We start from the raw sequence: 25,942 nt of genomic DNA on the forward strand, positions 1-25,942 counted from the left end.
ATAACCTCCTCCAATGCGAACGATCAGTGCGCGTGCCGTGTCGGCGCTCGCCGCCCTGCTGGTCGCGGCCGCGTCGCTGCTCGGGCTCGCGGTGCCGGCGTCCGCCGCGCAGGGCGAGCCGGCGGCCGCACCCGGCGCGCTGCCGCAGGTGCTGCGGGTCGGCACCGAGGGCGTCTACCCACCCTTCAGCTACGCCGGCCCCGACGGCCTCACCGGGTTCGACGTCGAGTACATGCGCGCCCTCGGCAACAAGCTCGGCGTGCAGGTGCAGTTCGTCCAGGTGCCGTGGGACGGCATGTTCGCCGCGCTCAGCGCCGGCCGCATCGACGTGGTGGCCAACCAGGTGACCCGCAACCCCGAGCGAGCGGCGCTGTACGACCTGAGCCAGCCGTACGTCGAGAGCACGGGCGTCGTGGTGGTCGCCGACGACAACACGACGATCAAGGGCCTGGGCGACATCCGCGGCAAGCGCGCCGGCGAGAACCTCACGAGCAACTGGGCGGACGTCGCGCGCAGCAACGGCGCGCAGGTGGTCGGCGTCGACAGCATGGACCTCGCGATCCAGAACCTGCGCCAGGGCAGCGTCGACGTGGTGGTCAACGACAAGCTCGCGGTGCGCAACTTCCTTGCGAGCCAGACGAATCCGGGCGTGAAGATCGTCGCCGAGACCAACGACCGGTCGCAGTCGGTGCTGGCCGCGCGCAAGAACTCCGGATATCTCCCGCAGCTCGACCAGGGCATCGCGGCGCTGCGCGCGGACGGCACCCAGCAGCGGCTCTACGACAAGTACTTCACCCCCGAGAGCACGACCCCGAGCGACTGGCAGCTGATCAAGGACAACGCGTGGCCCATGCTGCGCGCGACGCTGCTCGTGACGATCCCGCTCACGGCCGTCGCGTTCGTCGTGGGCCTGGTGCTGGCGATGGGCGTCGCGATGGCACGCATGTCGACCAACCGGCTCGCCTCGGCGCCGGCCCGGCTGTTCATCTCGCTGATGCGCGGCATCCCGGTGCTGGTGCTGCTGTTCCTGATCTACTACGGCCTCCCGCAGTTCGGCATCGAGCTGCGGCCGTTCGTCGCGGCGGCGATCGGCCTGAGCCTGTACGTCGCCGGCTACGCCGCCGAGACGATCCGCGGCGCGATCCAGGCGGTCCCGCGCGGGCAGTGGGAGGCCGCGCAGACGATCGGCATGAACCATTCCACCGCCCTGCGCCGGATCGTCGTGCCGCAGGCGGCGCGCACGGCGGTGCCGCCGCTGTCGAACACGCTCATCGGGCTGCTCAAGGACACCTCGCTCGCCGCGCCGATCCTGGTCGTCGAGCTGTTCCGTCAGGCGCAGGTCGCCGCGGCGCCCACCTTCCGCTTCGCCACGCTGTACGGCCTCGCCGCCCTCTACTACTGGCTCGCCTGCGTGGCGCTGACCTTCCTCCAGTCCCGCGTGGAGTCGCGAGTGAGCAGGTTCGTCGCATGAGCCCGATCGTCAGCGCGCAGCACCTGCGCAAGAGCTTCGGCGACCACGAGGTCATCAAGGACATCTCGTTCGAGGTGGCCGAGGGCAGCGTGACGGCCATCCTGGGGCCGTCCGGCTCGGGCAAGACCACGCTCCTGCGTTCGCTCAACGGGCTCGAGCTGCCCGACTCCGGCGTCGTCGAGATCGCTGACGCGAGAGTCGATTTCGCCGAGGTCACCCCCAACAAGCGGGGCCGCCTCCCGCGGGAGCAGCGGGCGGCGCTGGCGCGGCTGGGGGCGCAGAGCGGCTTCGTCTTCCAGGCCCACCACCTGTTCCCGCACAAGACCGCGGTGCAGAACGTCACCGAGGGGCCGATCGTCGTGCAGGGGATCGACCCGGCCGCGGCCGACGCCGCCGGTCGCGAGCTGCTCGACAAGGTCGGGCTCGCGGCGCACGCCGACAAGTTCCCCTTCCAGCTGTCCGGCGGTCAGCAGCAGCGGGTGGGCATCGCCCGGGCGCTCGCGCTGCAGCCGCGGGTGGTGCTGTTCGACGAGCCGACCTCGGCGCTCGACCCCGAGCTGGTGGGCGAGGTGCTGCGGGTGATCCGTGACCTCGCGACCGAGGGGTGGTCGATGGTGATCGTCACCCACGAGGTGCGCTTCGCCCAGCAGGTCGCCGACCACGTGCTGTTCATCGACGGCGGTCTGGTCGTGGAGGAGGGGCCGCCGTCGGAGGTCATCGCCGACCCCCGCAACCCGCGCACCCGGGAGTTCCTGCGGCGGATCCTCGACCCGATCTGAGGCTGCGGCGATGCGGCTGCGGCGGGGTGCGGCTGCGGTGAGGTGCCGGGCCGAGCCCGGCGATGGCGTACGGGCTAGGCTCGCTCGCGATTCCGGCAGGGGGAACGCGGCATCCGCATGCTGCGTCGGAGTGACCAGCGCGACCGGTCCTGTGCCGGGGTCGCACCGTCACCAGCTCCGAAGGGATCCCGATGAACCTCGCACGCCGCATGGGCGCCACCGCCCTCCTGCTCACCCTGCCCCTCGGCCTCACGGCCTGTGGCGGCGGCAAGCCGTCGAAGGAGGAGGTGCAGGCGGGTTACGCCAAGCTGCTGGAGTCCAACGGTGGCGGGCAGATCCCGCAGGCGCAGATCGACAGCATCGCCAAGTGCGTCACCGACAAGGCCTACGACAACGTCTCCGGCGACACCCTCGACAAGATCGCCAAGGGCGAGAACGCCCGCGCGGACAACGACGACGTCAGCAAGCTCACCGGCTACGCCGGCCAGTGCAGCTCCGACGCCTTCAAGACGTCGGCGCCGTGACGTCCTGACCCGGCCGCCGAGACCCACCGCCCGCCCCGCGCGCGGTGGGTCTCGCGCGTTCGGCTGTCGTGGTAGAAGGGCGCATGGACACGTCAACCGCAGACCAGCAGAAGCGCTACTCCCTCATGCAGGTCGGCGTCAGTGCCGTCATCGGTCTGATCGCGCTCGGCGCAGCCCTCGTCTCCCGTGACTCGCAGCTGCTGTTCTGGGTCATGGTGATCCTGGTCGTCGTGAGCCTCGTCGAGGTCGTCTGGCACGGCTGGAAGTACCTGCAGCTGCGTCGCGAGAGCGCGTGAGGTGCGACCCCGACGTTGCTGACACACCCGTGCGTTGTTGACACGAACCCCTGCTGCAGCAGCCGGTTCTGTCAGTTCCGTACGTCTGTGTCAGGAACGTCGACGCGGCGCTGGCGTCGCAGGGTTGAGGCCACGCCGCCCGGGCTGCATCGGTGACTCGGATCGGTGACGAACCGTGCGCCCTGCCGCACGTTTCCTCACCGATGCAGGTCACCGATCCAGCCAGCGAGGGCGTACGTCGGCGCAGCCGCCCCTCCGCCCTCGGCCCGGCGTCTCCTCCCAGCATCCCGTCCACGACGAAGCCGGGCCCGGTGTCTCGACTCCGTCGATCCACCGGGCCCGGCTGATGTCGGGGTGACAGGATTTGAACCTGCGACCTCTTCGTCCCGAACGAAGCGCGCTACCAAGCTGCGCCACACCCCGTGGTCGGTCTGCGAGCGACCGACGCGAGAGGAAACGATACCGGCCGCTCCGGCGCCCGCGAAATCGGGTTCCCCGCGGCCGCGGCGAGGGGGGTGTCAGCGCGGCACGAGGGTCAGCAGCGAGGCCTCGGGGCGGCAGGCGAAGCGCACCGGGGCGTACTTGCTGTGGCCCAGTCCGGCCGACACGTTGAGCCACGCGGCGGCGGCGGGCGCGTGCCGCGACGCGATGCCGTTCGCGCCCGGCCACCACCGCGAGACGCCCTTGGCGCGCCGGGTGTCCAGGTCGCAGTTGGTGGCCAGCGCGCCGTAGAACGGCACGTCGACCTGGCCGCCGTGCGTGTGCCCGGCGAGGATCAGCCCCGCACCGTCGGCGGCCATCGGGTCCAGCACGTGGGTGTACGGCGCGTGCAGCACTCCCATCGTCAGCGCCACGTCGGTGGCGGCCGGGGCGGTGACGTCGGCGTAGCGGTCCAGGCCGATGTGCGGGTCGTCGACGCCGACCAGCTCCAGCTCGACCCCGCCGACCGACATCCGGGTGCGCACGTTGTCCAGGTCGGTCCACCCTTGGGAGAGCCCCGCGACCAGCTCGGCCGTCGGCAGCTCGGGGGCGCCCAGGTCGCGGCCCTTCGGGTGGCCGACCGTGAGGTACTTCAGCGGGTTCTTCGGCTTCGGCCCGTAGTAGTCGTTGCTGCCCAGCACGAACACCCCCGGGCGCTCCAGCAGCGGCTCCAGCGCGCGCAGCACGGCCGGCACCGCCGCCAGGTCGGAGCAGTTGTCGCCGGTGTTGACGACCAGGTCGGGCTCGAGCGCCGCGAGGTCGCGCACCCACTGGATGCGTCGCTCCTGCCGCGGCACCAGGTGCAGGTCCGAGAGGTGCAGCACCCGGATCGAGCGCGACCCGGGGGCCAGCACCGGCAGCGTCGTGCGGCGCAGGGCGTACCAATGACGCTCGACCAGCGACGCCCACGCGAGCGCCCCGGCGCCGGCGCCGACGGTGGCGAGCGCGGTGTTGCGCAGGACAGGCATGGGGCCGATCTTTTCAGGTACGCCTGCGCCCGGCCCGGGTGGGAGGATGTCCGCCATGAGCGACCTGAAGGCCCGGCTGCGCAGCGACCTGACCGACGCGATCCGTGCGCGCGACACGCTGCGCACCAACACCCTGCGGATGACCCTCTCGGCGATCGGCAACGCCGAGGTCGCCGGCAGCGAGGCCCGCGAGCTGAGCGACGACGACGTGCTCAAGGTGATCGGCAAGGAGGCCAAGAAGCGCCGCGAGGCGGCCGAGGCGTACGACGGCGCCGGCCGCGACGAGCTCGCCGCCACCGAGCGCTCCGAGCTGGCGGTGCTGGAGGACTACCTCCCCAAGCAGCTCGACGACGCCCAGATCGACGCCATCGTCGCCGAGGCCGTCCGGGAGACCGGCGCCACCGGCATGGCCCAGATGGGGCAGGTCATGAAGGTCGTGCAGCCCAAGGTCGCCGGTCAGGCCGAGGGCGGCCGGGTGGCCGCCGCCGTCAAGCGCGCCCTCGCGGGCTGACCCGCCCCTCACCGACCGGCCGGGCCGGCCCAGGGCGAGCCCGGCGTACGCCTGGGGCCGGCCTAGCCGAAGTCCTCCGGGCCGGCGGACAGGCGCGGCTTGCCCGGCTTGGGCTTGTCCTTCCCCTTGCCCTTGCCCGGCTCGGGCTCGGCCGTCGCGCTCGGGCTGGGCCGGGGCGCCGTGCTCGGCGCCGGCGCCGGCTTCGAGCTGGTGCTCGGCTTCGGGCTCGGGCTGGACGTGCTCTTGCTCGCGCTCGGCTTCGGGCTGGGCCGCGGGCTCGGCTTGGCCGCCACGACCGCCGCGCGCGGCGGCTCGGGCTGCGCGGGCGTGGTGTCGCGCACCGGCGAGGAGCCGGTCTGCAGGCGCACCGTCGAACCCTTCGCGACCTGGCTGCCCGACCCGGGCGAGGTGCCGGTGATCGTGCCGGTCGTCGGGCCGGAGGGCACCAGGCCGGCGTCGGACAGCTTGGCCCGCGCCTCCTCGGCGGTCATCCCGACGACCGAGGGCACCGTGACCTGCTCGCCGTTGCTCATCGACGACGGCGGCTTGTCGAACGCGACCTTCGGCACGCCCTTCAGCGCCTGGTCCATGATCGACTTCCACATCGGCGCCGCGAGGGTTCCGCCGTAGATGAAGCCGCTGTAGAACTTGTCGCCCAGGCGCAGGTCGCGCAGCGGCTTCTGGTCGTTGGCGCGGCCGACGAACACGGCCGTGGTCAGCTGCGGGGTGGACCCGACGAACCAGGTCGCGATGGCGTTGTTGACCGTTCCGGTCTTGCCGATCGCGGCTCGTCCGTTGGCCAGCTTGGCGTTCTTGGCGCTGCCCTTCTCGTGCTGCAGCGACGCGGTGAGGATCTGCGCGGTGCCGGCGGCGACGTCGGGCGAGATGACCTGCTTGCACTCGGCGGTCGAGATCGGCAGCGTCTTGCCGTTGGCCTCCTTGATCGAGACCACCGGGCGCGGCTCGCAGTACTTCCCGCCGGCGGCGACCGTGGCGTAGGCGTTGGCCAGGTCCAGCGGGGTGCTGCTGTCACTGCCGAGCACGATGTTGGAGGGCGAGGGGCGGATCGGGTCGCCGTCGGGCTGGGTCAGCCCCATCGAGGTCATCGTCTTGCGCACGTTGCACGCGCCCAGCTCACCGACGAGCTCGGCGAACGCGGTGTTGATCGACTGCCCGGTGGCGTCGTAGAGCTTCATCGGGCCGGGCGGGGCCTGAGCCTCGTTGCCGACGGTCCACTTCTCGGTGCGACCGAGACCGCAGTCGTCGTTGAACAGGTCGTTGGTGAACACCGCGGCGGGCGATCCACCCTTGGTCTGGCCCGTCATCCGCGGGACGTCGACGGTCGAGTCGATCGGGCGGCCCTGCTTCAGCGCCTCGACGATCGCGAACATCTTGATCGAGGAGCCGACGGGGAAGCCGGCCGACGCCGCGCCGGAGGGGGCGGCGTAGTTCACCGACGTCTTGCCCGGGCCGCCGACGTTGCTGTACGTCGTGTTCTGGCCCATGGCCTGCACCAGGCCGGTGCCCGGCTGGACCATGATCGCCGAGGCCTGCACGTCGGCCTCGTTGCCGACCGGCACCTTGGCCTTGATCTGCTTGTCGATGATCGCCATCTTCTTGGGGTCCAGCGAGGTCTGGATCGTCAGGCCGCCGCTGCGCAGCCGCTGCAGCCGCTCCTTCGGGGTCTTCCCGAGCGAGGGCTGCTGCATCAGCCAGTCCTGCACGTAGTAGCAGAAGTAGGCGTACTTCGAGCTCGCGCACGACTGGTCGGAGCGGGTGACGTTGAGGCCCAGCGGCGAGGCCTTGGCGCTGGCCGCCTCCTCGGGCGTGACCATCTTCTGCTCGAGCATCCGCTGGATCACCGTGTTGCGGCGCGACTTCGCGGCCTCCGGGTTGTTGACCGGGTCGGTGGCGCCCGGGCGCTGCACGACACCGGCGAGCATCGCGGCCTGCTGCAGGTTCAGCTTCGAGGCGGGGATGCCGTAGTAGTGCTGCGCGGCGGCCTCGACGCCGTACTGCTGGTCGCCCATGTAGACCGTGTTGAGGTAGCCCTCGAGAATCTGGTTCTTGGTCATCTTCTGCTCGAGCGAGACCGAGTACTTCAGCTGCTGCAGCTTGCGCAGATATCCCTCGGTGCCGGAGCGGGAGACCGCGGACGCCGCGGCCTCCTTGTCGCCCCGCTTGAGCGCGGCGTCCTGCAGCACGACCTTGACGTACTGCTGGGTGAGCGTCGAGGCGCCCTGGGTGCTGCCGCTCACCGTGTTGGAGACGAGCGCGCGGGCGAGGCCCTGCGGGTCGACGCCGCCGTGCTCGTAGAAGCGCTTGTCCTCGATCGCGACCTGCGCCTTCTGCATGATCGGCGCGATCTTGCTCAGCGGCACCACGATGCGGTTCTCGTCGTACGGCGTCGCGATGACCGAGCCGTCGGTGGCGAGGATGCGGGACTGCTGGTTGAGCGGGTTGACCTCCAGCTCACCGGGCAGGCCCTCGAAGAGCGCCACGCTCTGCTTGGCGGCCTGGCCGGACGCGCCGACGGCCGGCAGCACCAGACCGGCGCCGAGGAGTCCGAGGACCACCGCTGTCGCGACGAACGCACCCAGCAGGCTGAGCACGTTGGCCACACGTGTAGCACGGTTCGCAGAGGGCATGCTCGCCAGCGTAACCGCCGAACCTGTGCCGGCCGCGCAGCCGCGGGCGGCGAGCGTACGCCCGGTGCCGCGGGCGACATCGCGGTGACATAGTCCTGAAGGACTAGAAACAATTAGTCCCGGAGAGGCCTGGCGACGCCGCCCCCTCCCTTCGTAGGGTCACGGGGACGCCAAGGGGGTTGGCGTCGCCCCGTAACCCGTGCGGGGCAGGAGGTCAACGGAGGCCATCACATGACAGTCACGTCCGAGGCCGTCATCTGGGACACCAACTGGGCCGCACGCGCGGTCTGCCGCACAGGGTGCCCCGACGAGCTGTTCGCCAAGGGGGCCGCGCAGCAGTCTGCGAAGGTCATCTGCCAGCGCTGTCCCGTCGTCGCCGAGTGTCTTGCCGACGCTCTCGACAACCGCACCGAGTACGGCGTCTGGGGAGGGATGACCGAGCGTGAGCGGCGGGCCCTGCTGCGTCGCCGGCCGGAGGTCCGTTCGTGGGCGTCGCTGTTCAAGGCCGCCCGCGCCGACGAGATGGCTCAGCAGGCCTGAGCCGAGAGCAAGAGAAACGACCTGGCCGCCCCTCGGGGCGGCCAGGTCGTTTCTCGTTGCCGTGCTCGCGTCAGACCGTGCTCACTGGCCGGCGAGGTAGTCGCCGATCTCGCGCAGCTCCTGCACGTCGTTGACGTCGTGCGCCCCGGCGGGCACCTGCACCAGCGCGATGTCGGGGTGGGCCGCGACGAACCGTCCGATGGCGGCGGCGTGCCGGGTGCCCTGCTCGTCGAGGTCGGCGTGCACCCGCAGCAGCCCCGCCGAGTCGGCGCGGGTCCACGGCTGCTGCGGCTCGGCCGGCTCGGCCTCCAGCTGCTCGGCCGCCGCCAGCGCCCGCGCCCCGCTCAGCGACGGGACGTAGGTCATCTGCACCCGGTTGGCCACCAGGCCCGCGAGCGGCATGTCCTCCTCGGCGAGCCGGTCGATGAAGTAGGACGCCTCGCGCAGCGCGTCGCGCTCGGGCGTTGCCACGACGACGAACGCCGTGCCGGGCGCCTTGAGCAGGGCGTACGTCTGCTCGGCCCGCTCGCGGAAGCCGCCGAACATGGTGTCCAGCGCAGCCACGAACGTCTGCATGTCCTGCAGGAACTGCGCGCCGAGGATCTTGCTCATCGCCGAGGTGACCGCGCCCATCCCGACCGACACGACCTTGACGTAGGCCTTGCCGCCGACCCGCGCCGGCGCGAGCAGCAGCCGGATGAAGCGACCGTCGAGGAAGGACCCGAGGCGCTTCGGCGCGTCGAGGAAGTCCAGCGCCGAGCGCGACGGCGGGGTGTCGACGACGATGAGGTCCCAGCGCGGGCGGCCGTCGACCTCCTCGCCGATCAGCTGTCCCAGCCGCTCCATCGCCATGTACTCCTGCGTGCCGGCGAACGAGCTGGAGACCGCTTGGTAGAAGGGGTTGGCGAGGATCTGCTCGACCTTGTCGGGGGCCGCGTGCGTCACCACGACCTCGTCGAAGGTGCGCTTCATGTCGAGCATCATCGCGTCGAGCGAGCCGCTGCCGGAGGTGTCGATCGTCGGCACCGCGACGGGCTCGTTGCCCATCTCCTCCAGGCCGAGCGCCTGCGCCAGCCGGCGCGCCGGGTCGATGGTCAGCACCGCGACGCGGCGCCCCGCCTCGGCGGCGCGCACCGCGATCGAGGCGGCGGTCGTCGTCTTGCCGACGCCGCCCGCCCCGCAGCACACGACGGTGCGCACGGTGGGGTCGGCGATGATGGCGTCGACGTCGAGCACGGGCGGTTCGCCGGTCATACGGCTCCCTGGTCGTGAAGGGCGGTCGCGAGCTCGCGCAGGCCGCCGGCATCGAGGCCCTGCGGCAGCAGCGGCAGGTCGTACGTCGGCAGCCCCACCGCGGACAGCGCCCCTCGCTCCTCGGTCTCGAGGGCGACCCGCGCGCCGAGGTCGCGGCCGGCCTGCACGAGGCCGTCGACCAGCACCGGGCCGACCCGCAGCCCGGCCTCGCCGAGGTGGGCCTCCAGCGGAGCCGGGTCGAGGTCGTCCAGCTGGGCCAGGGCCGCGTCGGACAGCGGGCTCTCGCGCACCTGGTTGACGACGATGCTGCCGACCCGCATGCCGAGGTCGCCGATCTGCTCGACGGCCTCGAGGGTCTCCTGCACCGGCATCTCCTCGAGCAGGGTGACCAGGTGCACCACGGTCTGCGGCGAGCGCAGCAGCTCGGTGATCGAGTCGGCCTGCTGGCGCACGGGTCCGACCTTGGCCAGGTCGGCGACCTCGTGGTTGACGTTGAGGAAGCGGCCGATGCGCCCCGTGGGCGGCGCGTCGAGCACGACCGCGTCGTAGGTGTCGCCGCGCTTCTTGCCCGGGGTGCGGCCGACGGCCTCGTAGACCTTGCCGATGAGCAGCACGTCGCGCACGCCGGGCGCGATCGTGGTGGCGAAGTCGACGACGCCGAAGCGCTCGAGCAGCCCGCCGGCCCGGCCGAGCTTGTAGAAGAGCTGGAGGTACTCCATGAGGGCGGCCTTGGCGTCGACGCTCAGCCCGACGACCTCGCCGCCGCCAAGACCGCGGGCGACCTTGGTCTCTTCCTCGCCGAGGCGGGGAACGTCGAACGCCTGGCTGATGCCCTGGCGGCCCTCGACCTCGCACAGCAGCACCCGCTGACCCTCGCCCGCGAGGGCCATGGCCATCGCCGCCGCGACGGTGGTCTTGCCGGTGCCGCCCTTGCCGCTGATGACGTGCAGCCGCGGAGCGGCGCTGGCGGTGGGACTCACGAGGAAAACCCTAACCGGGGGCTCACCGCGTCCAGCACTTCACCAACTCGGGTGAAGGCCGCACTGGTCGGGTCGATCAGGGCGAAGTGGTCGACGCCGGGCAGCATGCCGAGCGCGGTGTCGCCGCCGACCTCCTCGAGATAGCTGGTCGAGACCTCCAGCGGCACCCGGTCGTCGGCCTCGCCGTGCAGGATGCGCACCGGGCGAGGGGGCGCGCCCAGCCGCGCGGGGTCGGCGGCGTCCCACGCCTGCGGGTCGTCCTCGGGCGGGACGCCCAGCAGCGCGAGCGCGGCGTCGCCGTCGAGCCCGAGGCGGTGCACCAGGTGCAGGTCGGCGCACGGAGCGAGCGCGACCGTGCCGGCCAGCGCCGGGCGTACGGCGGGGTGGTGCTGCAGCCACAGCACGAGGTGACCGCCCGCGGAGTGGCCGACCAGCACCACCGGGTCGGGCAGCCCCTCGTCGGCGACGACGGCCGCCGCGGCCGCCGTGACGTCGTCGCGCAGGTCCGGCCAGCCGCCCTCGGCGGCCCGACGGTATTCGATCGTCGCGACGTGAAAACCGTTGGTGGCCAAGGCTTCCGACTGACCGGTCGCGTGCGCACGGTCGTACGCCGGGCGCCAGAACCCGCCGTGCACGACGAGCGCGGTCACGCCGCGGGCAGGCCCGCTCGGGGCGCGCACGTCGTAGACCTGGTCGGGGTGGGAGCCGTATGCCGTCGTGCGGTCGACCGGGGTCGTCGCCGTGGCGAGCCGGGTGAGCGCGGAGGTCACGAGCACGACCGTACTCGCGCGTAGCCCCTCCCCGTGGCACGGTGCGAGAAGCGCTGTGGGACGGTGCGAGAAGCACACGTTTTCCCGGACAACGAGGTCCGGATCAGGAGGGTCTGCATGAGTCAGCTGGAACGCGTCCGCCCGGTCTCGGGGTCGGGTCGCCCGCACGTCGTCGTCGTCGGTGGCGGGATGGTCGGACTGTCGACCGCCTGGTTCCTCCAGGAGCACGACATGGACGTGACCGTCGTCGAGCGCAGCGGCATCGCCGCGGGCTCCTCGTGGGGCAACGCCGGCTGGATCTCGCCCGGGCTCGCCGTGCCGCTGTCGGACCCGTCGGTGCTGAAGTACGGCCTCAAGGCCGTCCTCGACCCCGACTCCCCGCTCTACCTGCCGCTCACGCCCGACCCGCAGCTCGCGCGCTTCCTCGTCGGGTTCGCCCGCCGCTGCACGCCGGGTCAGTGGATGGCGACCATGCGCAAGTACGTGCCGATCAACCGTCGCTCGCTCGCGGCGTACGACGTCCTGGAGGCCGGCGGGGTCAAGGCGATCTCGCACGAGGCGCCGATCATGGCGGCGTTCCTGCGCGCCGCCGACGCCAAGGGCCTGGAGCACGAGGTCGAGCTCATCCACGAGGCCGGTCTCGACCTCGACACCCGCGAGGTCGGCAACGCCGAGCTGCGGGCCGAGCTGCCGATCGTCAGCGACCAGGTCGAGCGGGCGATCCGCATCGGCGGCCAGCGGTTCATCGACCCCGGCGCCTATGTCGCCGCGCTCGGCGACGCGGTGCGCGACCGCGGCGGCCGGCTGGTCATCGGCTCCAACGTGCGGGCGCTGCGGCACGGCCACGAGGGCGTCACGCTCGAGATGTTCAGCGGCGAGCCGATCAGCGGCGACGCGGTCGTGCTCGCGACCGGGGCGTGGCTGCCCGACCTGGCCAAGGCGTGCGGCGTGCGGGTGCCGATGCGCGCCGGCCGCGGATACTCCTTCTCGGTCGCGGTCACCGACCCGGCGAACCGCCCGGTGCCGAGCCCGGTCTACTTCCCCTACGAGCGCGTCGCCTGCACGCCCTACGGCGACCGGCTGCGCGTCGGCGGCACGATGGCGTTCGAGGACACCGACGCCCCGCTGAACATCGAGCGGGTCGACGCGATCGTGAAGTCGGCCCGCCCGCTGCTCAGCGGCGTCGACTGGGACGACCGCGAGGACGTCTGGGTCGGCTCGCGCCCGGTCACCGTCGACGGGCTGCCGTTCATCGGCGCCACCAAGGTGCCCCGGGTCTACGTCAACGGCGGCCACGGCATGTGGGGCATCACCCTCGGCCCGCTGTCGGGCCAGCTGCTCGCGCAGGCGATGGCGACCGGCGAGGTGCCGCCGGAGCTGGCGCCCTTCGACCCGACCCGCTGACCGGGTCCGGACGCAATACCGTGGTGGCCATGACTTCCTGGGAGTACGCCACCGTCCCCCTCATGATTCACGCGACCAAGCAGATCCTCGACCAGTGGGGCGAGGACGGCTGGGAGCTGGTGCAGGTCGTGCCAGGTCCCGACGGCAACGGCCTGGTCGCCTACCTGAAGCGACCGAAGGAGAGCTGATCGATGTCGACCGTCGAAGACAACCTGGCCGCCCTGGGGCTGTCGGTGCCCGACGTGGCCGCGCCCGCGGGGTCGTACGTCCCCGCGCTGCGGCACGGCAACCTCGTCTACACCTCCGGCCAGATCCCGGCGGTGGGCGGCGAGCTGCAGGCCGTCGGCAAGGTCGGCGCCGAGGTGTCGGCCGAGGAGGCGCAGGCCTGCGCCCAGACGTGCGTGCTCAACGCGCTCGCCGCGGTCAAGGACGTCGTCGGTGACCTCGACAAGGTGACCCAGGTCGTGAAGGTGCTCGGCTTCGTCGCCTCCGACCCGGCGTTCGACGGGCAGCCCGGCGTCATCAACGGCGCCAGCGACCTGCTCGGCAAGGCCTTCGGCGACAAGGGCGCGCACGCCCGCTCGGCGGTCGGCGTGGCCGTGCTGCCGAAGAACGTCCCGGTCGAGGTCGAGATCGTCGTCGCCGTCGAGGACTGACCCCGATGGCCCCTGAGCCGGTGACCCGCCCGCGCGACTTCCGGGTCGGGCGCCGGCTCGGCGAGCACGCGCTCGCCATGCTCGAGGGGCGCGTCGCCGAGTCCGACGTGCCGCGGCCCAGGCTGGCCGCCACGGTGCTGCTCGTGCGCGACGCCCCGACCGCACCCGACCCGCGGAACGCGGTGCAGGTGTTCATGATTCGCCGGGTCCCCACGATGGAGTTCGCCCCGTCGATGTGGGTCTTCCCCGGCGGCGGCGTCGACCAGCGCGACGCCGCCACCGACGTGCCGTGGGCCGGTCCGTCGCCGGCCGAGTGGGCCGAGCGCATCGGCGTCGACGAGGCCACCGCGCGCGAGCTCGTCATCGCCGCCGTGCGCGAGGTGTTCGAGGAGTGCGGGGTGCTGCTCGCCGGCCCCGACGACGGCTCCGTGGTCGGCGACGTCTCCGGCGACGCGTGGGGCCAGGAGCGCGCCGCGCTGCTGTCGCGCGAGCAGTCCTTCGCCCAGCTGCTCTCCCGCCGCGGCCTGGTGCTGCGCTCCGACCTGCTCACGCTGCGCGACCACTGGGTCACGCCGCCGTTCGAGCCCAAGCGTTACGACACCTACTTCTTCGCGGCGTTGCTGCCCGTCGGCCAGATCCCCGACGACGCCACCACCGAGGCCGACCTGTCGGTCTGGGTCGACCCCGACGCGCTGCTCGACGAGGTCGCCGCGGGCGAGCAGCGGATGATGCCGCCCACCGTCGTCAACGTCGAGCGCGTCGCCCGGGCCCGCTCGGCCGCGGGGTTCGTCGCCGAGCGACCCCCGGTCGTGCGGGTGATGCCCGAGCCGGTGCGCGAGCAGGACCGGGTGGTGCTGCGCGCGCACCTGCCGAGCGAGGACCTGCCGAGCGAGGACCTGCCGAGCGGCCAGGACTAGGCGAGACCGGCGTACGCCGGGGGCGGGGTGGCCGACCGGGCGGGCTCAGCCCGTGGCCAGCACCCGGAGCCGGGCGAGGTCGCCGTTGAACGTGTCCTGGTCGATGGGCGTGTCGCTGTACTGCCAGAACGTGTAGTAGCCCCAGCCGGCGGGCAGCTCGCCGGGGGTGCTGGCGTAGCGCGCGATCCACAGCGGGTTGGTCGCGCCGAACCGGGTCGTGCTGCCCGTGCAGGTCTTCCACCAGTCGGTGGTCGTGTAGATCACCGCGTCGCGGCCGGTGAGCTGCTTGTAGCGGGTGGTGAAGCTGCTGATCCAGCTGACCATCGCGGTCTGGCTGAGGCCGTAGCACGACGCGCCGTAGGGGTTGTACTCGATGTCGAGCACGCCGGGCAGGGTCTTGCCGTCGCGCGACCAGCCGCCGCCGTTGCGTGCGAAGAACTCCGCCTGCGCGGCGCCGGTCGAGCGGTCCGGCAGCGCGAAGTGGTAGGAGCCGCGGATCATGCCGACGTCGTAGGAGCCGGTGTACTGCTGGGCGAAGTAGCTGTTCCGGAAGCCGGTGCCCTCGGTCGCCTTGACGTAGGCGAAGCGCTTGCCGAGGTTCCACTGGCCCTGCCAGTCGACGTTGCCCTGCCAGCCGGACACGTCGATGCCGGGCACGCCGCCGGTGGCCTGCGGCTGGGGCGTGGCGCGCGGGCTCGGGGTGTTCCATCCCATGTAGGCCTCACCGGGTTTGACGATGCCGGCCGAGCGGGCGCCCGGCGTCGGCTGGGGCGGGGTGGCGGCGTCGGCGGGCGGGGCGGCCAGTGCGACGCCGACGAGGGCGGCGCAGGCCGAGGCGAGCAGGAGACGGGCGTGGCGGAGGGGGTTCATCGTGGAGACCTCGGGGCGGAGGGGGAGAGGGGGGCAGGTCGGACGCTACGGAAGGGCAGGTCAAGAGTGGGCAAACCGCGGCGGTCGATCGGGCGGATACCGTGACGGCATGGTGACGCCCCCCTGGCGCGGCGACGCGGGCCCTCGGGTCACGGCGCTGCTGGCGCCCAACCCCGGCCCGATGACCCTCGACGGCACCAACACGTGGGTGCTCGGCGACGCGCGCAGCGACGAGGTGGTCGTGGTCGACCCCGGCCCGCTCGACGAGGCCCACCTGCAGGCGGTGCTCGACCACGCCGCCGGTCTCGGGGCGCGCGTGGCGCTCACGCTGCTGACCCACCACCACGCCGACCACACCGAGGCGGCGCAGCGCTGGGCCGCGATCACCGGCGCGCCGGTGCGCGGCGCCGGTCGCGGGGAGCCGCTGCGCGACGGGGAGCAGCTCGAGGTCGGGGGAGTGCGCCTCACCGTGCTCGCCACCCCGGGCCACACCAGCGACTCGGTGTCGTTCCACCTGCCCGACGACGACGTGCTGCTGACCGGCGACATGGTCCTGGGGAGGGGTACGTCCGTGGTCACCCACCCCGACGGCGACGTCGGGGCCTACCTGGACTCCTTGGACCGGATGGCCGGGCTCGGGGTGGCGGTGATCGCACCCGGTCACGGCCCGGTCGTCGACGACCCGGCGGCCCTGCTGGCCTACTACCGCGACCACCGGCTGGAGCGGCTGCGCCAGGTGCAGGCCGCGCTCGACGACGGTGCTGCGGACGCAGGTGACGAGGACGCGGTGGTCGAGGCGGTCGTACAGCGGGTGTATGCCGACGTCCCGCGCGACGTGTGGCCCGCGGCGCGCCAGACCGTCAAGGCCCAGCTGGCGTACCTGCGCGCGACGCCCTGAGCCAGGATCCCGGCCGGCTGGGGGGAGAGCCGACCGCCCGCCGGACGACGGCGGCCCAGAAAGTACGACGGCGGCACAGAAAAGATCTGTGCCGCCGTCGTGGTATCTGTGCCGCCGTTCTTCAGATCAGCGGCTCACGGTTCGGAGCCGAACCCAGAAGGAACTACCGCGCGCGGCGCTGGAGGCGGTCGACGTCCAGGAGCAGGACCGCGCGCGCCTCGAGCTTGAGCCAGCCGCGGCCGGCGAAGTCGGCGAGCGCCTTGTTGACCGTCTCGCGGGAGGCGCCGACCAGCTGGGCGAGCTCCTCCTGGGTGAGGTCGTGGGCGACGAGGACGCCCTCGTCGCTCTGCCGGCCGAAGCGGGCGGCCAGGTCGAGCAGGGCCTTGGCGACGCGGCCGGGGACGTCGGTGAAGATCAGGTCGCCGAGGGCCTCGTTGGTGCGGCGCAGCCGGCGGGCCAGGGCGCTGAGCATGGTGACCGCGACCTCGGGACGCTGCTTGAGGAAGGCGGTCAGGTCGTCGTGGCCGAGGCCGACCAGCTCGGAGTCGGCGACCGCGGTGGCGGTGGCGGTGCGGGCGCCGGGGTCGAACAGCGACAGCTCGCCGAACATCTCGCCGGGGCCGAGGATCGCCAGCAGGCTCTCGCGGCCGTCGCTGGAGGTGCGGCCGAGCTTGATCTTGCCGTCGGTGATGACGAACAGCCGGTCACCGGGTTCGCCCTCGCGGAACAGCTCTTCGCCGCGCGCGGCCCGGGCGCGCGTGGTCGAGGCGAGCAACGCCTCGACGTCGGCGTCGTCGAGCGAGGAGAACAAGGGGGAGTTGCGCAGCACGTCGAGATCCACGTCACACATCCTGCCACGCTGCCTCGGGCCGGTCGGTGGCGCATCGCCCGTCGGTGCCGCGGCCTATCGTCGGGGGCGTGAAGCCCCTGGACATCTCCCACGAGACGCCGGTCGGTCTGAAGCGTCGCGCGCGCAAGACCTACCGCGTGCTGCAGGAGACCTATCCCTATGCCCGCGCCGAGCTGGACTTCGAGACGCCGCTGCAGCTGCTCGTCGCGACGATCCTGTCGGCGCAGACCACCGACGTGGGCGTCAACAAGGTCACGCCCGAGCTGTTCCGGCGCTTCCCCGACGCCGCGGCGCTCGCGGGGGCCGACCGCACCGAGATGGAGGAGCTGCTGCGGCCCACCGGGTTCTACCGCGCGAAGACCAACTCGGTGATCAACCTGGGCGCCGCGCTGGTCGAGCGGTTCGACGGCGAGGTGCCGGGCCGGCTGAAGGACCTCGTCACGCTGCCCGGCGTGGGCCGCAAGACCGCGAACGTCGTGCTGGGCAACGCCTTCGGCGTGCCGGGCATCACCGTCGACACCCACTTCGGCCGGCTGGTGCGCCGCTTCGGGTGGACCGAGCTCACCGACCCGGTCGAGGTCGAGCACGCCGTCGGCGAGCTGTTCCCGCGCAAGGACTGGACGATGCTCAGCCACGTGGTGATCTTCCACGGGCGGCGCATCTGCCATGCCAAGCGCCCGGCGTGCGGCGCCTGCCCGATCGCCCGCTGGTGCCCGTCGTACGGCATCGGCGAGACCGACCCGGCGCTCGCCGAGAAGCTGCTCAAGTTCGAGAAGGCGCCCGGCGCCGCCCCGTTCCCCGGCACCGAGGCGGCGGGCGCCGCGACCCCCGGCGGCGACCCGGCCGGCCCCGAGGCGCGGGGATGAGCCGCACCGGTCCGCCGGTGCCCGCCTGGCTCCAGCTGGTCGCCGACACCTCCCACGACGACATGGAGCTGGTGCAGCGCACCGCCCACCTGCCGGGCGGTCGCGAGTCGGCGGTGCTCATGCTGTTCGGGCCGGCGCCCGAGGGCGTGGAGCGCATCGGTGACTCCGGCGGCGCCACCCTGGTGCTCACCGAGCGGGCGCACACGCTGCGCTCGCACCCGGGCCAGGTGTCCTTCCCCGGCGGGCGCGTCGACCCGACCGACGACGGGCCGGTCGACGCCGCCCTGCGCGAGGCCGAGGAGGAGATCGGGGCGCTGCGCAGCGGGATCGACGTGGTCGGCATGCTGCCGCAGCTGCCGCTCAGCGTCACCGGCTTCTCGGTCACCCCGGTGCTGGGCTGGTGGCGGGAGCCGATGCCGGTGGGTGTCGTCGACCCGGCCGAGGTCGCGCGCGTCGTGGTGGTGCCGGTCGAGGAGCTCACCGACCCGGCCAACCGGTTCATGGCGGTGCACCCCGCGCGGGCGTTCGCGGCGCCGGCCTTCGAGGTGCAGGGTCTCTACGTCTGGGGGTTCACCGCGATCCTGATCGCGGAGTTCCTCGACCTCGCCGGGCTGACCCGGCCGTGGGACACGAGCGACGAACGTCCCGTGCCTGCCCGCTTCCTGGTGCGCTGAGACCGCGCGCTTGCGCACCCGGCGCACCCGGCGCACCCGGCGCACCCGGCGCACCCGGCGCACCCGGCGCACCTGGGGCGCCCGTCCGCGGGTCAGCGCTGCGCGACCCCGGGGAGCCAGTCGAGCAGGATCCGGGTCGCCTCGTCCGGCGCCTGCTCGGGCACGAAGTGGCCCACGCCGGGGAGCCGCTCCTCGCGGTAACCGCCACGGCAGTACGCCTGCGAGCCGCGCGTCGACTCGGTGAGCACGCACCCGTCGGCGGAGCCGTGCACCAGCAGCGCCGGCACCGGCACCGGCTGGGAGAGCCGGTTGACCATCCGGCGTCCGTCGCTGCGCAGCACCGAGCGCACCACCCAGCGGTAGTACTCCGCCGCCGAGTGCGCGACGAACGGCAGGGTCAGCGCCCCGGCGTAGCGCTCCACCAGCGCGGCGTCGGGCCAGGCGTCGTCGCCGGACCAGGCGCGCATGAGCTTGCGGGTGTATCGCGGCCCCGAGCTCATCGCCCGCTCGGGCAGGAACGGCGTCTGCATCGACCACAGATAACCGTTGGCGCGGATCTGTCGCGGGTCGGTGCGGGAGGCCTGGCGCAGCACCAGCGGGTGCGGCATCCCGAACGCCGCGACGCCCTGGGTCACGTCGGGCTGCATGGTCGCCATCGCCCAGGCGATCCAGCCGCCCCAGCCGTGCCCGGCCACCACGGCGCTGCGCACACCGAGGCAGCGCACGACCGCGGCGGCGTCGGCCGCGAGGGTGAAGGTGTCGTAGCCCTGCGGCGGCTTGTCGGACGCGCCGTAGCCGCGCAGGTCCATCGCGACGACCCGGTAACCGGCGTCGGCGAGGGCGGGGATCTGGTGGCGCCAGGCCCACCAGAACTCCGGGAAGCCGTGCAGCAGCAGCACCAGCGGGCCCTCGGAGTCGCGGCCGGCCTCGACCACGTGGAAACGGGCGCCGTTGGCCGCGAGCATCCGGTGGGTCCACGGACCGTCGATCAGGACGCTCGACACGTCATCAGCCATGCTCACCCCCGCACGTTCTCGGCCTCGGCATGCGTGCGGGGCGGTCCCGGTCGCCACCGGTCCGCCCCGCACGTCAGGCGTGACGTCAGCCCTTGGAGGGCTTGATCGCCTGCACGGTCTTCTGCGCGTTGGCGATGGTCTTCTTCGGCCCGCCCTGCATCTTCTTCAGCTGGCTGCGACCGACCAGCGCCAGGACCAGCGCGACGACCCCCAGCACCAGCGCCACGATCAGGAAGCTCAGCCAGCGCGACAGGCCCGCGGCGTACAGCCCCCAGGCCCCGGCCGTGAGCAGGAAGCCGAGCATGTAGAGCGCGACCACGCCGGCCGCGGCCAGCATGGCGCCGCCCTTGCCGGCCTTCTGCGCCTCGGCCTTCATCTCGACCTTGACCAGGTCGATCTCGCCGCGCACGATGCCCGACATGTCGGTCGTGGCGTCAGCGACCAGCTGGCCGAGCGTACGTTCGGAGCCGTTGGTGCGGTCTGCCATCGCGTCCTCCTGTGACAAAGCCTTCATGTGACCGGGACGGTGCGTCCCGGCTGGCCCGTGCGGGCCACCTGACCAGCCACCCTACCGACAGGTTGGCTCGGCCTCACGCGCCGCCGGGTGCCTTCTGGTAGACGTCGGGGATCCCGTCGGCATCGGTGTCGAGTGTCTCGGACTCCTGGATGCGGCGATACACCTTGTTGCGCGTACGCAGCACGAGCGCTGCGAGCAGCGCCGACAGCAGCGAACCGGTGAGCACACCGATCTTCACGTGCTCGTCGGCGTCGGAGCCGGCGCCGAACGCGAGCTCGCCGATCAGCAGCGACACGGTGAAGCCGATCCCGGCCAGCAGGCTGAGCCCGACCACGTCGGCCCAGGCGAGGTCGTCGTCCAGCTCGGCCCGGGTGAACTTGGACATGAAGAACGTCGCGCCGAGCACGCCGATGACCTTGCCGAGCACCAGACCGGCGACGATGCCGAGGGTGATCGGGTCGCGGAACGCCGCGGCCAGGCCGCCGCCGACGACGGTCACGCCGGCGGCGAAGAACGCGAAGACCGGCACGCACAGGCCGGCCGACAGCGGCCGCACGCGGTGCTCGAAACGGGTGCACAGCGACGGCTCGCCCTCGGCGAGCGGCCGCACCGGCACGAGCAGGCCGAGCACGACGCCGGCGATGGTGGCGTGCACGCCGGACTTGTAGACCAGCACCCAGGTGATGATGCCGATCGGGATCAGCAGCCACGGCGAGCGGACCCCGCGGCGCACGAGCAGCCAGAAGACGATCATCGGCAGCACGCCCAGGCCGAGGTAGACCAGGTTCAGGTCGCTGGTGAAGAAGATCGCGATGATCGTGATGGCGATCAGGTCGTCGACGACCGCCAGGGTCAGCAGGAACGAGCGCAGCGCCGACGGGAGGTACTGCCCGAGCACGGCGAGCACGGCCAGCGCGAACGCGATGTCGGTGGCGCTCGGGATCGCCCAGCCGGTGAGGTTGCCGTCGCCGATGCTGTTGACCAGCACGTAGATCAGGGCGGGCATGGCGACGCCGCAGACGGCGGCGACGATCGGCACGGCGGCCTTCGCGCGGTCGCGCAGGTCGCCGACGACGAACTCGTGCTTGAGCTCCAGACCGACCACGAAGAAGAAGATCGCGAGCAGGCCGTCGGAGGCCCAGTGGGCCAGGCTCATCTCGAGGCCGAGCGAGGCCGGCCCGACCTTCAGGTCGCGCAGGCCGGTGTAGCCGTCACGCCACGGCGAGTTGGCCCACACCAGGGCGGCGACGGCGGCCAGCAGCAGCAGCGCGCCACCGACGGTCTCGGCGCGCAGCACATCGGCGACGCGCTTGGCCTCGGGCCACTCGCCCCGGCTGAACAGGCGGGGCTTGGAGGGAAGGAGGTTGGACACGAACGGGCCTCCTGGGGGAGTCGACGGGGTGTTTTCACCCCGTGCCGCCAGGACCGGTCGGCCGGGGTGGCCGACCAGACTTCCCGGCTCACCGGGTCCCAGCCTACCGACGTTCTTGACGCGTCCTTGACGGCGTCCGGGAGCCGGAAGCCCCGGGCCGCCCCGAGGACGGGACGCGGCGGGCGCCGCCGGGCACGACGAGGGCCGGGTGACCGCTGTCGGTCACCCGGCCCCGGTCGTACGTCGGATCAGTCCTTGGAGTCAGCGGTCATGCCGTCCTTGATCAGGTTCATCACCGAGTCGTCGGCGAGGGTGGTGACGTCACCGACCTCACGGTTCTCGGCGACGTCCTTGAGCAGGCGACGCATGATCTTGCCGGAGCGGGTCTTGGGCAGCTCGGGCACGATCATCACCTGGCGCGGCTTGGCGATCGGGCCGATCTCCTGACCGACGTGGTTGCGCAGCTCCTGGACGAGGTCGTCGCCCTCGCCCTTCTCGTCGGCCTCCTTCTTGGCGTCCTCGCGCAGGATGACGAACGCGCAGACCGCCTGGCCGGTGGTCTCGTCGGCCGCACCCACGACCGCCGCCTCGGCGACCTTCGGGTGCGACACCAGGGCCGACTCGATCTCGGCCGTGGAGAGCCGGTGGCCGGAGACGTTCATCACGTCGTCGACCCGGCCGAGCAGCCAGATGTTGCCCTTGTCGTCGTACTTCGCGCCGTCGCCGGCGAAGTAGTACTTGTCGCCGAACCGGCTCCAGTAGGTCTCCTTGTAGCGCTCCTCGTCGCCCCAGATGCCGCGCAGCATCGCCGGCCACGGCTTGGTGAGCACGAGGTAGCCGACCGCCTCGGGGTCGGTGAGCGGCTGGCCCTCGTCGTCGAGGATCTCGGCGCTGATGCCGGGGATCGGCTTCTGCGCCGAGCCCGGCTCGAGCTCGGTGACCCCGGGCAGCGGGCTGATCATGATGGCGCCGGTCTCGGTCTGCCACCAGGTGTCGACGATCGGGGCGGTGCCGCCGCCGATGTGCTCGCGGTACCACCGCCAGGCCTCGGGGTTGATCGGCTCGCCCACGCTGCCGAGCACGCGCAGCGACGACAGGTCGTACTTCGCGGGGATGTCGTCGCCCCACTTCATGAACGTGCGGATCGCGGTGGGCGCGGTGTAGAGGACCGACACCTTGTACTTCTGCACGATCTCCCACCAGCGGCCCTGGTGCGGGGTGTCGGGCGTGCCCTCGTAGACCACCTGCGTCGCGCCGTTGGCGAGCGGGCCGTAGACCATGTAGCTGTGGCCGGTGACCCAGCCGACGTCGGCGGTGCACCAGTAGACGTCGGTGTCGGGGTGCACGTCGTGCACGACCGAGTTGGTGTAGGCGCACTGGGTGAGGTAGCCGCCGCTGGTGTGGAAGATGCCCTTCGGCTTCCCGGTGGTGCCGGAGGTGTAGAGGATGAACAGCGGGTGCTCGGAGTCCATCGGCTCGGCCGTGTGCTCCTCGCTCTGGGAGTCGACCAGGTCGCTCCACCACTGGTCACGGCCCTCGACCCACTCGACGTCGGAGCCGGTGCGGTTGACGACCAGCACCGTCTCGACCGGGCTGTCGGCCTCGCCGTCCTTGGGCGCGAGCGCGGCGTCGACGGTCGCCTTCAGCGGCGCCGGCTTGCCGCGGCGCCACTGGCCGTCGGTGGTGACGACGACCTTGGCGTCGGCGTCGTTGATGCGGGTGCGCAGCGCGTCGGCCGCGAACCCGCCGAAGATCACCGAGTGCGGCGCGCCCAGCCGGGCGCAGGCCAGCATCGTGAAGATCGTCTCGGGGATCATCGGCATGTAGATCGCGACCCGGTCGCCCTTGGCGACGCCCAGGGAGGCGAGCGCGTTGGCGGTCTTGCTGACCTCCTTCTGGAGGTCGGCGTACGTGATCGTGCGGGTGTCGCCCTGGTCGCCCTCGAAGTGGATCGCGACCCGGTCGCCGTTGCCGGCCTCGACGTGCCGGTCGACGCAGTTGTGCGCGACGTTGAGCTCGCCGCCGACGAACCACTTCGCGAACGGCGCGTTGCTCCAGTCGAGCGTCTGGTCGAAGTCCGTGCTCCAGGCGATCCGGTCACGGGCCTGCTGCGCCCAGAACTCCTCCGGGTCGGCCTCCGCCGCGGCGTACATCTCCTGCGTGCCGTTGGCCTGCTCTGCGAACTTCGGGTCCGGGGCGTACGTCTCCTGGGCGGTGCTCTCGTCCGTCACCACGACCTCCTCGTCGTCTCAGGGGCTCCTGCTGGTCAAGCCAACCGCGCGAACGGGCGCGCGGCAACCTACCCAGGGGTTCATTCCGCTCGGCGGTCGCGGACGCCCGACTCAGCCTGCGCGCAGGGCGTAGCGGCGCTCGGGGCGGCCGACGCGGCCGTACTGCTGGCGGGCGGTGGCCGCGCCGGTCTCGACGAAGTGCTCGAGGTAGCGCCGCGCGGTCACCCGCGACAGTCCCAGCTGCTCGGCGCACTCGGTGGCCGACAGCTCCCCGTCGGCGAGCGCGGCGAGCACCAGGTCGCCGGTCTGCCGGTTGAGACCCTTGGGCAGCGGCGTCGTGCCGTGCTCGGCCCGCACGCCGAAGACCTGGTCGATGTCGGACTGCTCGGCAGCCTGCTCGCCCGCGGAGGCGAGCGCGTCGAGGCGACTGCGCGCCCGGCGCACGTCCGCGAGCCGGGCCTGCAGGTCGTCGCGGGTGAACGGCTTGACCAGATAGCCGACGGCACCGGCCGCCTGGGCCTGCTGCACCGCGTCGACGTCGCGCTCGGCGGTCACCATGAGCACGTCGCTGGTGACCCCGGCCGCGCGCATCCGGCGCAGCACCTCCAGGCCGGAGAGGTCGGGCAGGTGCACGTCGAGCAGCACCACGTCGGGGCGCTCGCGCTCGGCCAGCCGCAGCGCCTCGGCGCCGTCGCGGGCGGACCCGACCACGCTGAATCCCTCGACCTGCTCGACGAACCCGGTGTGCACCTTGGCGACCAGGAAGTCGTCGTCGACGACCAGCACGCGCAGCGGCGGCGAGGGGTCGGCGGGCATGCCGCCGACGCTACTCACGCCGCGCGGGCTCGTCAGCGGGAACCGCCGACGACCGCGGTGAGCACCGCCCCGTGGTCGCCGTTGGTCGCCTCGACGCTGCCGCCGCCGCGCTGGCAGATCGCCTGGACCAGGGCCAGCCCGACCCCGCGCCCGGTGGCGTCGGACGGCTTGGTCGACCAGCCGCGCACGAACACCTCCTCGAGGTGGGCGGGGTCGATGCCGGGGCCGGTGTCGGCGACGCGCACGCTCACCCGGCCCTGGTCGTACGTCATGCGCACAGAGATCTCGCGGCCGTGGCCGCGGGTGGCGTCGAGCGCGTTGTCGACGAGGTTGCCGAGCACGGTGAGCACGTCGGCGGCGTGCTCGGCCGGCAGCCGCGGCAGGTGCGTCTCGGGCTCGACGTGCAGCTCGACGCCGGCCTCGGCGGCGGCGCTCGTCTTGGCCACGAGCAGCGCGGCGACCCGCGGGTCGGCCACCACGCGGGTGACGTTGGAGCTGATCTCGCTGCGCTGGCGGGACAGCTCGTCGACGAAGGCGACGGCGTCGGCGTACTCCCCGAGCTGGAGCAGGCCCGAGACGGTGTGCAGCCGGTTGTCGAACTCGTGGGTCTGCGCGCGCAGCGTCTCGGTGATGCTGGTCTGCGCGGCGACCTGGCTCTCCAGGGCCATCAGGTCGCTGCGGTCGACGAACGTCGTGACCGTGCCGACGAACCGGCCGCGGTCGAGAGCGCGCGGCGCCGGTTGAGCACCAGGGCGCGGCCCTCGAGCACGATGAGCGTGCTGGAGCTGTCGTCGGGTCGGAGCACGAACTCCTCGACGGCAGAAGGGAGTCCGTGACCGGCGACGGGTGTGCCGACGGCGTCGGTGGACAGGTCGAGCAGCTCGCCGGCGGTGTCGTTGACGACGGTGAACTCGCCGGACGGGTTGACCCCGACCACGCCCTCGTGGATGCCGCGCAGCAGGGCTTCCTGGTGGTCGGCGAGTCCCGCGATGTCGCTGGGCTCCAGGCCGCGGGTCTGGCGCCGGATCAGCCGGGAGATCGCGATCGACCCGAGCATGCCGAGCAGCGCGGCGACGCCGAGGAAGAGCAGCAGGTCGGGGGCGGCGTCGACCAGCCGGGCCCACAGCGACGGATAACGCTCGGCCACGAGCACCGCCCCGGCGACGCGGCCGCCGTCGTCGAGCACGGGCGCCTGGCCGGCGATCGAGGTGCGCCCGTCGATCGTGATGTCACCGGTCCACGACCGGCCCTGCTGCACCGGGATGCCGCTCGGCGACGGGTCGCCGGGGGAACCCTCGGAGGAGGCGACGGTCGCGCCGGAGCTGTCGACGACGTACACCTCCTGCGCGCCGGACAACGAGGTGGCGCGGGCGATCTCGGCGCGCAGCGCCCAGCTGTCGATGCCGCCGTCGGTGAGCTGCGTGCGCACCAGCCCGGTCGATCCGAGGTTCTCGGCGACCGCGAGCACGCGGCTGCCGCGGGTGGCGCGGAAGTCCTCGGTCGACTGCTGCACGGTGATCAGCGCGACGGCTGCCAGCACCATCCCGAGCACGACGGTCTGGAGCAGCAGGAACTGCCCGGCGATGGTCCGGGGGACCGCGCGCTGCCAGACCGAAATGACCAAAACCTCCGTT

General features: G+C 72.4%; 27 protein-coding genes and 1 tRNA gene. 13 read left to right on the forward strand and 15 right to left on the reverse strand.

All coding sequences use genetic code 11. The features are described 5' to 3' along the window. The first annotated feature begins 13 nt into the window (after nucleotides 1-13). The 4 genes from FB554_RS17890 (at nucleotide 14) to FB554_RS16800 (ending at nucleotide 3,070) form a co-directional block, all read left to right on the forward strand. The gene (locus tag FB554_RS17890) at nucleotides 14-1,471 is read left to right on the forward strand and encodes an ABC transporter substrate-binding protein/permease (protein ID WP_142007811.1); all 1,458 of its coding nucleotides are present in this window, start codon (nucleotides 14-16) and stop codon (nucleotides 1,469-1,471) included. Next, entirely contained in the window at nucleotides 1,468-2,250 is a 783-nt protein-coding gene (locus tag FB554_RS16790) for an amino acid ABC transporter ATP-binding protein (RefSeq protein WP_142007812.1), read from the forward strand. The genes FB554_RS17890 and FB554_RS16790 overlap by 4 nt, the downstream gene beginning before the upstream one ends. 191 nt (nucleotides 2,251-2,441) lie before the next feature. Then, nucleotides 2,442-2,774 (forward strand): hypothetical protein, encoded by a 333-nt coding sequence (locus FB554_RS16795; RefSeq protein ID WP_142007813.1) that lies wholly within the window; start codon nucleotides 2,442-2,444, stop codon nucleotides 2,772-2,774. Between the two features lie 83 nt (nucleotides 2,775-2,857). After that, a complete protein-coding gene (locus tag FB554_RS16800; RefSeq protein WP_142007814.1) occupies nucleotides 2,858-3,070 on the forward strand; it encodes a hypothetical protein in 213 nt (70 codons plus the stop codon). Nucleotides 3,071-3,419: 349 nt separating this feature from the next. On the opposite strand, the gene FB554_RS16805 is transcribed toward FB554_RS16800, so the two are convergent. Together FB554_RS16805 and FB554_RS16810 are read right to left on the reverse strand one after the other, a co-directional pair. Next, nucleotides 3,420-3,493, reverse strand: a tRNA-Pro gene (locus FB554_RS16805). 95 nt (nucleotides 3,494-3,588) lie between these two features. Next, the gene (locus FB554_RS16810; protein WP_142007815.1) at nucleotides 3,589-4,518 is read right to left on the reverse strand and encodes a metallophosphoesterase; all 930 of its coding nucleotides are present in this window, start codon (nucleotides 4,516-4,518) and stop codon (nucleotides 3,589-3,591) included. Between the two features lie 55 nt (nucleotides 4,519-4,573). Between FB554_RS16810 and FB554_RS16815 the strand changes: the two genes are divergently transcribed. Then, complete coding sequence (locus tag FB554_RS16815; RefSeq protein WP_142007816.1) at nucleotides 4,574-5,029, forward strand: GatB/YqeY domain-containing protein; 456 nt, start codon at nucleotides 4,574-4,576, stop codon at nucleotides 5,027-5,029. Between the two features lie 62 nt (nucleotides 5,030-5,091). Here FB554_RS16815 and FB554_RS16820 read toward each other — a convergent pair whose 3' ends face one another. Next, nucleotides 5,092-7,677: a penicillin-binding protein gene (locus tag FB554_RS16820; protein WP_142007817.1), complete on the reverse strand. Its 2,586-nt coding sequence runs from the start codon at nucleotides 7,675-7,677 to the stop codon at nucleotides 5,092-5,094. A gap of 231 nt (nucleotides 7,678-7,908) precedes the next feature. On the opposite strand from FB554_RS16820, the gene FB554_RS16825 reads away from it, so the two are divergent. Next, entirely contained in the window at nucleotides 7,909-8,217 is a 309-nt protein-coding gene (locus tag FB554_RS16825) for a WhiB family transcriptional regulator (protein ID WP_211344702.1), read from the forward strand. 81 nt (nucleotides 8,218-8,298) lie between these two features. Here the strand turns inward: FB554_RS16825 and bagB are convergent, their stop codons facing one another. Genes bagB through FB554_RS16840 form a run of 3 tightly spaced genes read right to left on the reverse strand, consistent with a single transcriptional unit; the run spans nucleotide 8,299 to nucleotide 11,221 of the window. Continuing rightward, complete coding sequence (gene bagB, locus FB554_RS16830) at nucleotides 8,299-9,471, reverse strand: ArsA family ATPase (RefSeq protein WP_142007818.1); 1,173 nt, start codon at nucleotides 9,469-9,471, stop codon at nucleotides 8,299-8,301. Next, nucleotides 9,468-10,451 carry an ATPase BagA gene (gene bagA / locus FB554_RS16835; protein ID WP_268885463.1) on the reverse strand — a complete coding sequence of 328 codons (984 nt, stop codon included), beginning with the start codon at nucleotides 10,449-10,451 and terminating at the stop codon, nucleotides 9,468-9,470. Before bagA ends, bagB begins: the two co-directional genes overlap by 4 nt. Then, the gene (locus FB554_RS16840) at nucleotides 10,448-11,221 is read right to left on the reverse strand and encodes an alpha/beta hydrolase family protein (RefSeq protein ID WP_170206958.1); all 774 of its coding nucleotides are present in this window, start codon (nucleotides 11,219-11,221) and stop codon (nucleotides 10,448-10,450) included. The genes bagA and FB554_RS16840 overlap by 4 nt, the downstream gene beginning before the upstream one ends. Before the next feature lie 117 nt (nucleotides 11,222-11,338). Here FB554_RS16840 and FB554_RS16845 point away from each other — a divergent pair, with 117 nt between their 5' ends. From FB554_RS16845 to FB554_RS16860, 4 genes are read left to right on the forward strand one after another with little or no spacing between them, the layout of a single operon-like run. Further along, the gene (locus FB554_RS16845; protein ID WP_142007820.1) at nucleotides 11,339-12,625 is read left to right on the forward strand and encodes an NAD(P)/FAD-dependent oxidoreductase; all 1,287 of its coding nucleotides are present in this window, start codon (nucleotides 11,339-11,341) and stop codon (nucleotides 12,623-12,625) included. Between the two features lie 29 nt (nucleotides 12,626-12,654). After that, nucleotides 12,655-12,813, forward strand: coding sequence for a Sp36 family protein (locus tag FB554_RS16850; RefSeq protein ID WP_142007821.1), 159 nt, complete (start codon nucleotides 12,655-12,657; stop codon nucleotides 12,811-12,813). Between the two features lie 3 nt (nucleotides 12,814-12,816). Further along, nucleotides 12,817-13,281 carry a RidA family protein gene (locus FB554_RS16855; protein WP_142007822.1) on the forward strand — a complete coding sequence of 155 codons (465 nt, stop codon included), beginning with the start codon at nucleotides 12,817-12,819 and terminating at the stop codon, nucleotides 13,279-13,281. A gap of 5 nt (nucleotides 13,282-13,286) precedes the next feature. Further along, nucleotides 13,287-14,198, forward strand: coding sequence for an NUDIX hydrolase (locus tag FB554_RS16860; protein ID WP_142007823.1), 912 nt, complete (start codon nucleotides 13,287-13,289; stop codon nucleotides 14,196-14,198). Between the two features lie 45 nt (nucleotides 14,199-14,243). On the opposite strand, the gene FB554_RS16865 is transcribed toward FB554_RS16860, so the two are convergent. Then, nucleotides 14,244-15,068 carry a lysozyme gene (locus FB554_RS16865; RefSeq protein WP_142007824.1) on the reverse strand — a complete coding sequence of 275 codons (825 nt, stop codon included), beginning with the start codon at nucleotides 15,066-15,068 and terminating at the stop codon, nucleotides 14,244-14,246. A 109-nt stretch (nucleotides 15,069-15,177) separates the two neighbouring features. Here FB554_RS16865 and FB554_RS16870 point away from each other — a divergent pair, with 109 nt between their 5' ends. Beyond that, nucleotides 15,178-15,966, forward strand: a complete 789-nt coding sequence (locus FB554_RS16870) for an MBL fold metallo-hydrolase (protein WP_142007825.1) — start codon at nucleotides 15,178-15,180, stop codon at nucleotides 15,964-15,966. Nucleotides 15,967-16,129: 163 nt separating this feature from the next. Here FB554_RS16870 and FB554_RS16875 read toward each other — a convergent pair whose 3' ends face one another. Further along, entirely contained in the window at nucleotides 16,130-16,807 is a 678-nt protein-coding gene (locus FB554_RS16875; RefSeq protein ID WP_142007867.1) for a Crp/Fnr family transcriptional regulator, read from the reverse strand. A 77-nt stretch (nucleotides 16,808-16,884) separates the two neighbouring features. On the opposite strand from FB554_RS16875, the gene nth reads away from it, so the two are divergent. Together nth and FB554_RS16885 are read left to right on the forward strand one after the other, a co-directional pair. Beyond that, complete coding sequence (gene nth / locus FB554_RS16880; protein WP_142007826.1) at nucleotides 16,885-17,682, forward strand: endonuclease III; 798 nt, start codon at nucleotides 16,885-16,887, stop codon at nucleotides 17,680-17,682. Then, complete coding sequence (locus tag FB554_RS16885; RefSeq protein WP_142007827.1) at nucleotides 17,679-18,356, forward strand: NUDIX hydrolase; 678 nt, start codon at nucleotides 17,679-17,681, stop codon at nucleotides 18,354-18,356. Before nth ends, FB554_RS16885 begins: the two co-directional genes overlap by 4 nt. Before the next feature lie 92 nt (nucleotides 18,357-18,448). Here the strand turns inward: FB554_RS16885 and FB554_RS16895 are convergent, their stop codons facing one another. The 7 genes from FB554_RS16895 to FB554_RS17470 form a co-directional block, all read right to left on the reverse strand. Continuing rightward, on the reverse strand, nucleotides 18,449-19,372 hold the full coding sequence (locus FB554_RS16895; protein ID WP_142007828.1) for an alpha/beta fold hydrolase: 924 nt from the start codon (nucleotides 19,370-19,372) through the stop codon (nucleotides 18,449-18,451). An 85-nt stretch (nucleotides 19,373-19,457) separates the two neighbouring features. Continuing rightward, on the reverse strand, nucleotides 19,458-19,859 hold the full coding sequence (locus FB554_RS16900) for a phage holin family protein (protein WP_142007829.1): 402 nt from the start codon (nucleotides 19,857-19,859) through the stop codon (nucleotides 19,458-19,460). 103 nt (nucleotides 19,860-19,962) lie between these two features. Further along, on the reverse strand, nucleotides 19,963-21,261 hold the full coding sequence (gene nhaA / locus FB554_RS16905) for a Na+/H+ antiporter NhaA (protein WP_142007830.1): 1,299 nt from the start codon (nucleotides 21,259-21,261) through the stop codon (nucleotides 19,963-19,965). Between the two features lie 248 nt (nucleotides 21,262-21,509). Continuing rightward, the gene (gene acs / locus FB554_RS16910; RefSeq protein WP_142007831.1) at nucleotides 21,510-23,492 is read right to left on the reverse strand and encodes an acetate--CoA ligase; all 1,983 of its coding nucleotides are present in this window, start codon (nucleotides 23,490-23,492) and stop codon (nucleotides 21,510-21,512) included. A 111-nt stretch (nucleotides 23,493-23,603) separates the two neighbouring features. Continuing rightward, nucleotides 23,604-24,308 (reverse strand): response regulator, encoded by a 705-nt coding sequence (locus tag FB554_RS16915; RefSeq protein WP_142007832.1) that lies wholly within the window; start codon nucleotides 24,306-24,308, stop codon nucleotides 23,604-23,606. Between the two features lie 32 nt (nucleotides 24,309-24,340). Further along, a complete protein-coding gene (locus FB554_RS17465) occupies nucleotides 24,341-24,976 on the reverse strand; it encodes a sensor histidine kinase (protein WP_211344704.1) in 636 nt (211 codons plus the stop codon). After that, a complete protein-coding gene (locus FB554_RS17470) occupies nucleotides 24,976-25,932 on the reverse strand; it encodes a sensor histidine kinase (RefSeq protein WP_211344705.1) in 957 nt (318 codons plus the stop codon). The genes FB554_RS17465 and FB554_RS17470 overlap by 1 nt, the downstream gene beginning before the upstream one ends. Between the last annotated feature and the right edge of the window lie 10 nt (nucleotides 25,933-25,942).

This window comes from Barrientosiimonas humi, from assembly GCF_006716095.1.
GTDB classification, from domain to species: Bacteria; Actinomycetota; Actinomycetes; order Actinomycetales; family Dermatophilaceae; genus Barrientosiimonas; species Barrientosiimonas humi.

Excerpts from the sequence above, each read along its gene's own strand:
- FB554_RS16865 (WP_142007824.1), bottom strand. The coding sequence starts at position 15,068 with ATGAACCCCCTCCGCCACGCCCGTCTCCTGCTCGCCTCGGCCTGCGCC.
- FB554_RS16860 (WP_142007823.1), top strand. The coding sequence starts at position 13,287 with ATGGCCCCTGAGCCGGTGACCCGCCCGCGCGACTTCCGGGTCGGGCGC.
- FB554_RS16800 (WP_142007814.1), top strand. The coding sequence starts at position 2,858 with ATGGACACGTCAACCGCAGACCAGCAGAAGCGCTACTCCCTCATGCAG.
- FB554_RS16855 (WP_142007822.1), top strand. The coding sequence starts at position 12,817 with ATGTCGACCGTCGAAGACAACCTGGCCGCCCTGGGGCTGTCGGTGCCC.
- FB554_RS16795 (WP_142007813.1), top strand. The coding sequence starts at position 2,442 with ATGAACCTCGCACGCCGCATGGGCGCCACCGCCCTCCTGCTCACCCTG.
- FB554_RS16815 (WP_142007816.1), top strand. The coding sequence starts at position 4,574 with ATGAGCGACCTGAAGGCCCGGCTGCGCAGCGACCTGACCGACGCGATC.
- bagB (WP_142007818.1), bottom strand. The coding sequence starts at position 9,471 with ATGACCGGCGAACCGCCCGTGCTCGACGTCGACGCCATCATCGCCGAC.
- FB554_RS16870 (WP_142007825.1), top strand. The coding sequence starts at position 15,178 with ATGGTGACGCCCCCCTGGCGCGGCGACGCGGGCCCTCGGGTCACGGCG.
- FB554_RS17890 (WP_142007811.1), top strand. The coding sequence starts at position 14 with ATGCGAACGATCAGTGCGCGTGCCGTGTCGGCGCTCGCCGCCCTGCTG.
- FB554_RS16810 (WP_142007815.1), bottom strand. The coding sequence starts at position 4,518 with ATGCCTGTCCTGCGCAACACCGCGCTCGCCACCGTCGGCGCCGGCGCC.
- FB554_RS16845 (WP_142007820.1), top strand. The coding sequence starts at position 11,339 with ATGAGTCAGCTGGAACGCGTCCGCCCGGTCTCGGGGTCGGGTCGCCCG.
- FB554_RS16895 (WP_142007828.1), bottom strand. The coding sequence starts at position 19,372 with ATGGCTGATGACGTGTCGAGCGTCCTGATCGACGGTCCGTGGACCCAC.
- FB554_RS16790 (WP_142007812.1), top strand. The coding sequence starts at position 1,468 with ATGAGCCCGATCGTCAGCGCGCAGCACCTGCGCAAGAGCTTCGGCGAC.
- FB554_RS16885 (WP_142007827.1), top strand. The coding sequence starts at position 17,679 with ATGAGCCGCACCGGTCCGCCGGTGCCCGCCTGGCTCCAGCTGGTCGCC.
- FB554_RS16820 (WP_142007817.1), bottom strand. The coding sequence starts at position 7,677 with ATGCCCTCTGCGAACCGTGCTACACGTGTGGCCAACGTGCTCAGCCTG.
- FB554_RS16825 (WP_211344702.1), top strand. The coding sequence starts at position 7,909 with ATGACAGTCACGTCCGAGGCCGTCATCTGGGACACCAACTGGGCCGCA.
- FB554_RS16850 (WP_142007821.1), top strand. The coding sequence starts at position 12,655 with ATGACTTCCTGGGAGTACGCCACCGTCCCCCTCATGATTCACGCGACC.
- FB554_RS16915 (WP_142007832.1), bottom strand. The coding sequence starts at position 24,308 with ATGCCCGCCGACCCCTCGCCGCCGCTGCGCGTGCTGGTCGTCGACGAC.
- FB554_RS17465 (WP_211344704.1), bottom strand. The coding sequence starts at position 24,976 with ATGGCCCTGGAGAGCCAGGTCGCCGCGCAGACCAGCATCACCGAGACG.
- FB554_RS16900 (WP_142007829.1), bottom strand. The coding sequence starts at position 19,859 with ATGGCAGACCGCACCAACGGCTCCGAACGTACGCTCGGCCAGCTGGTC.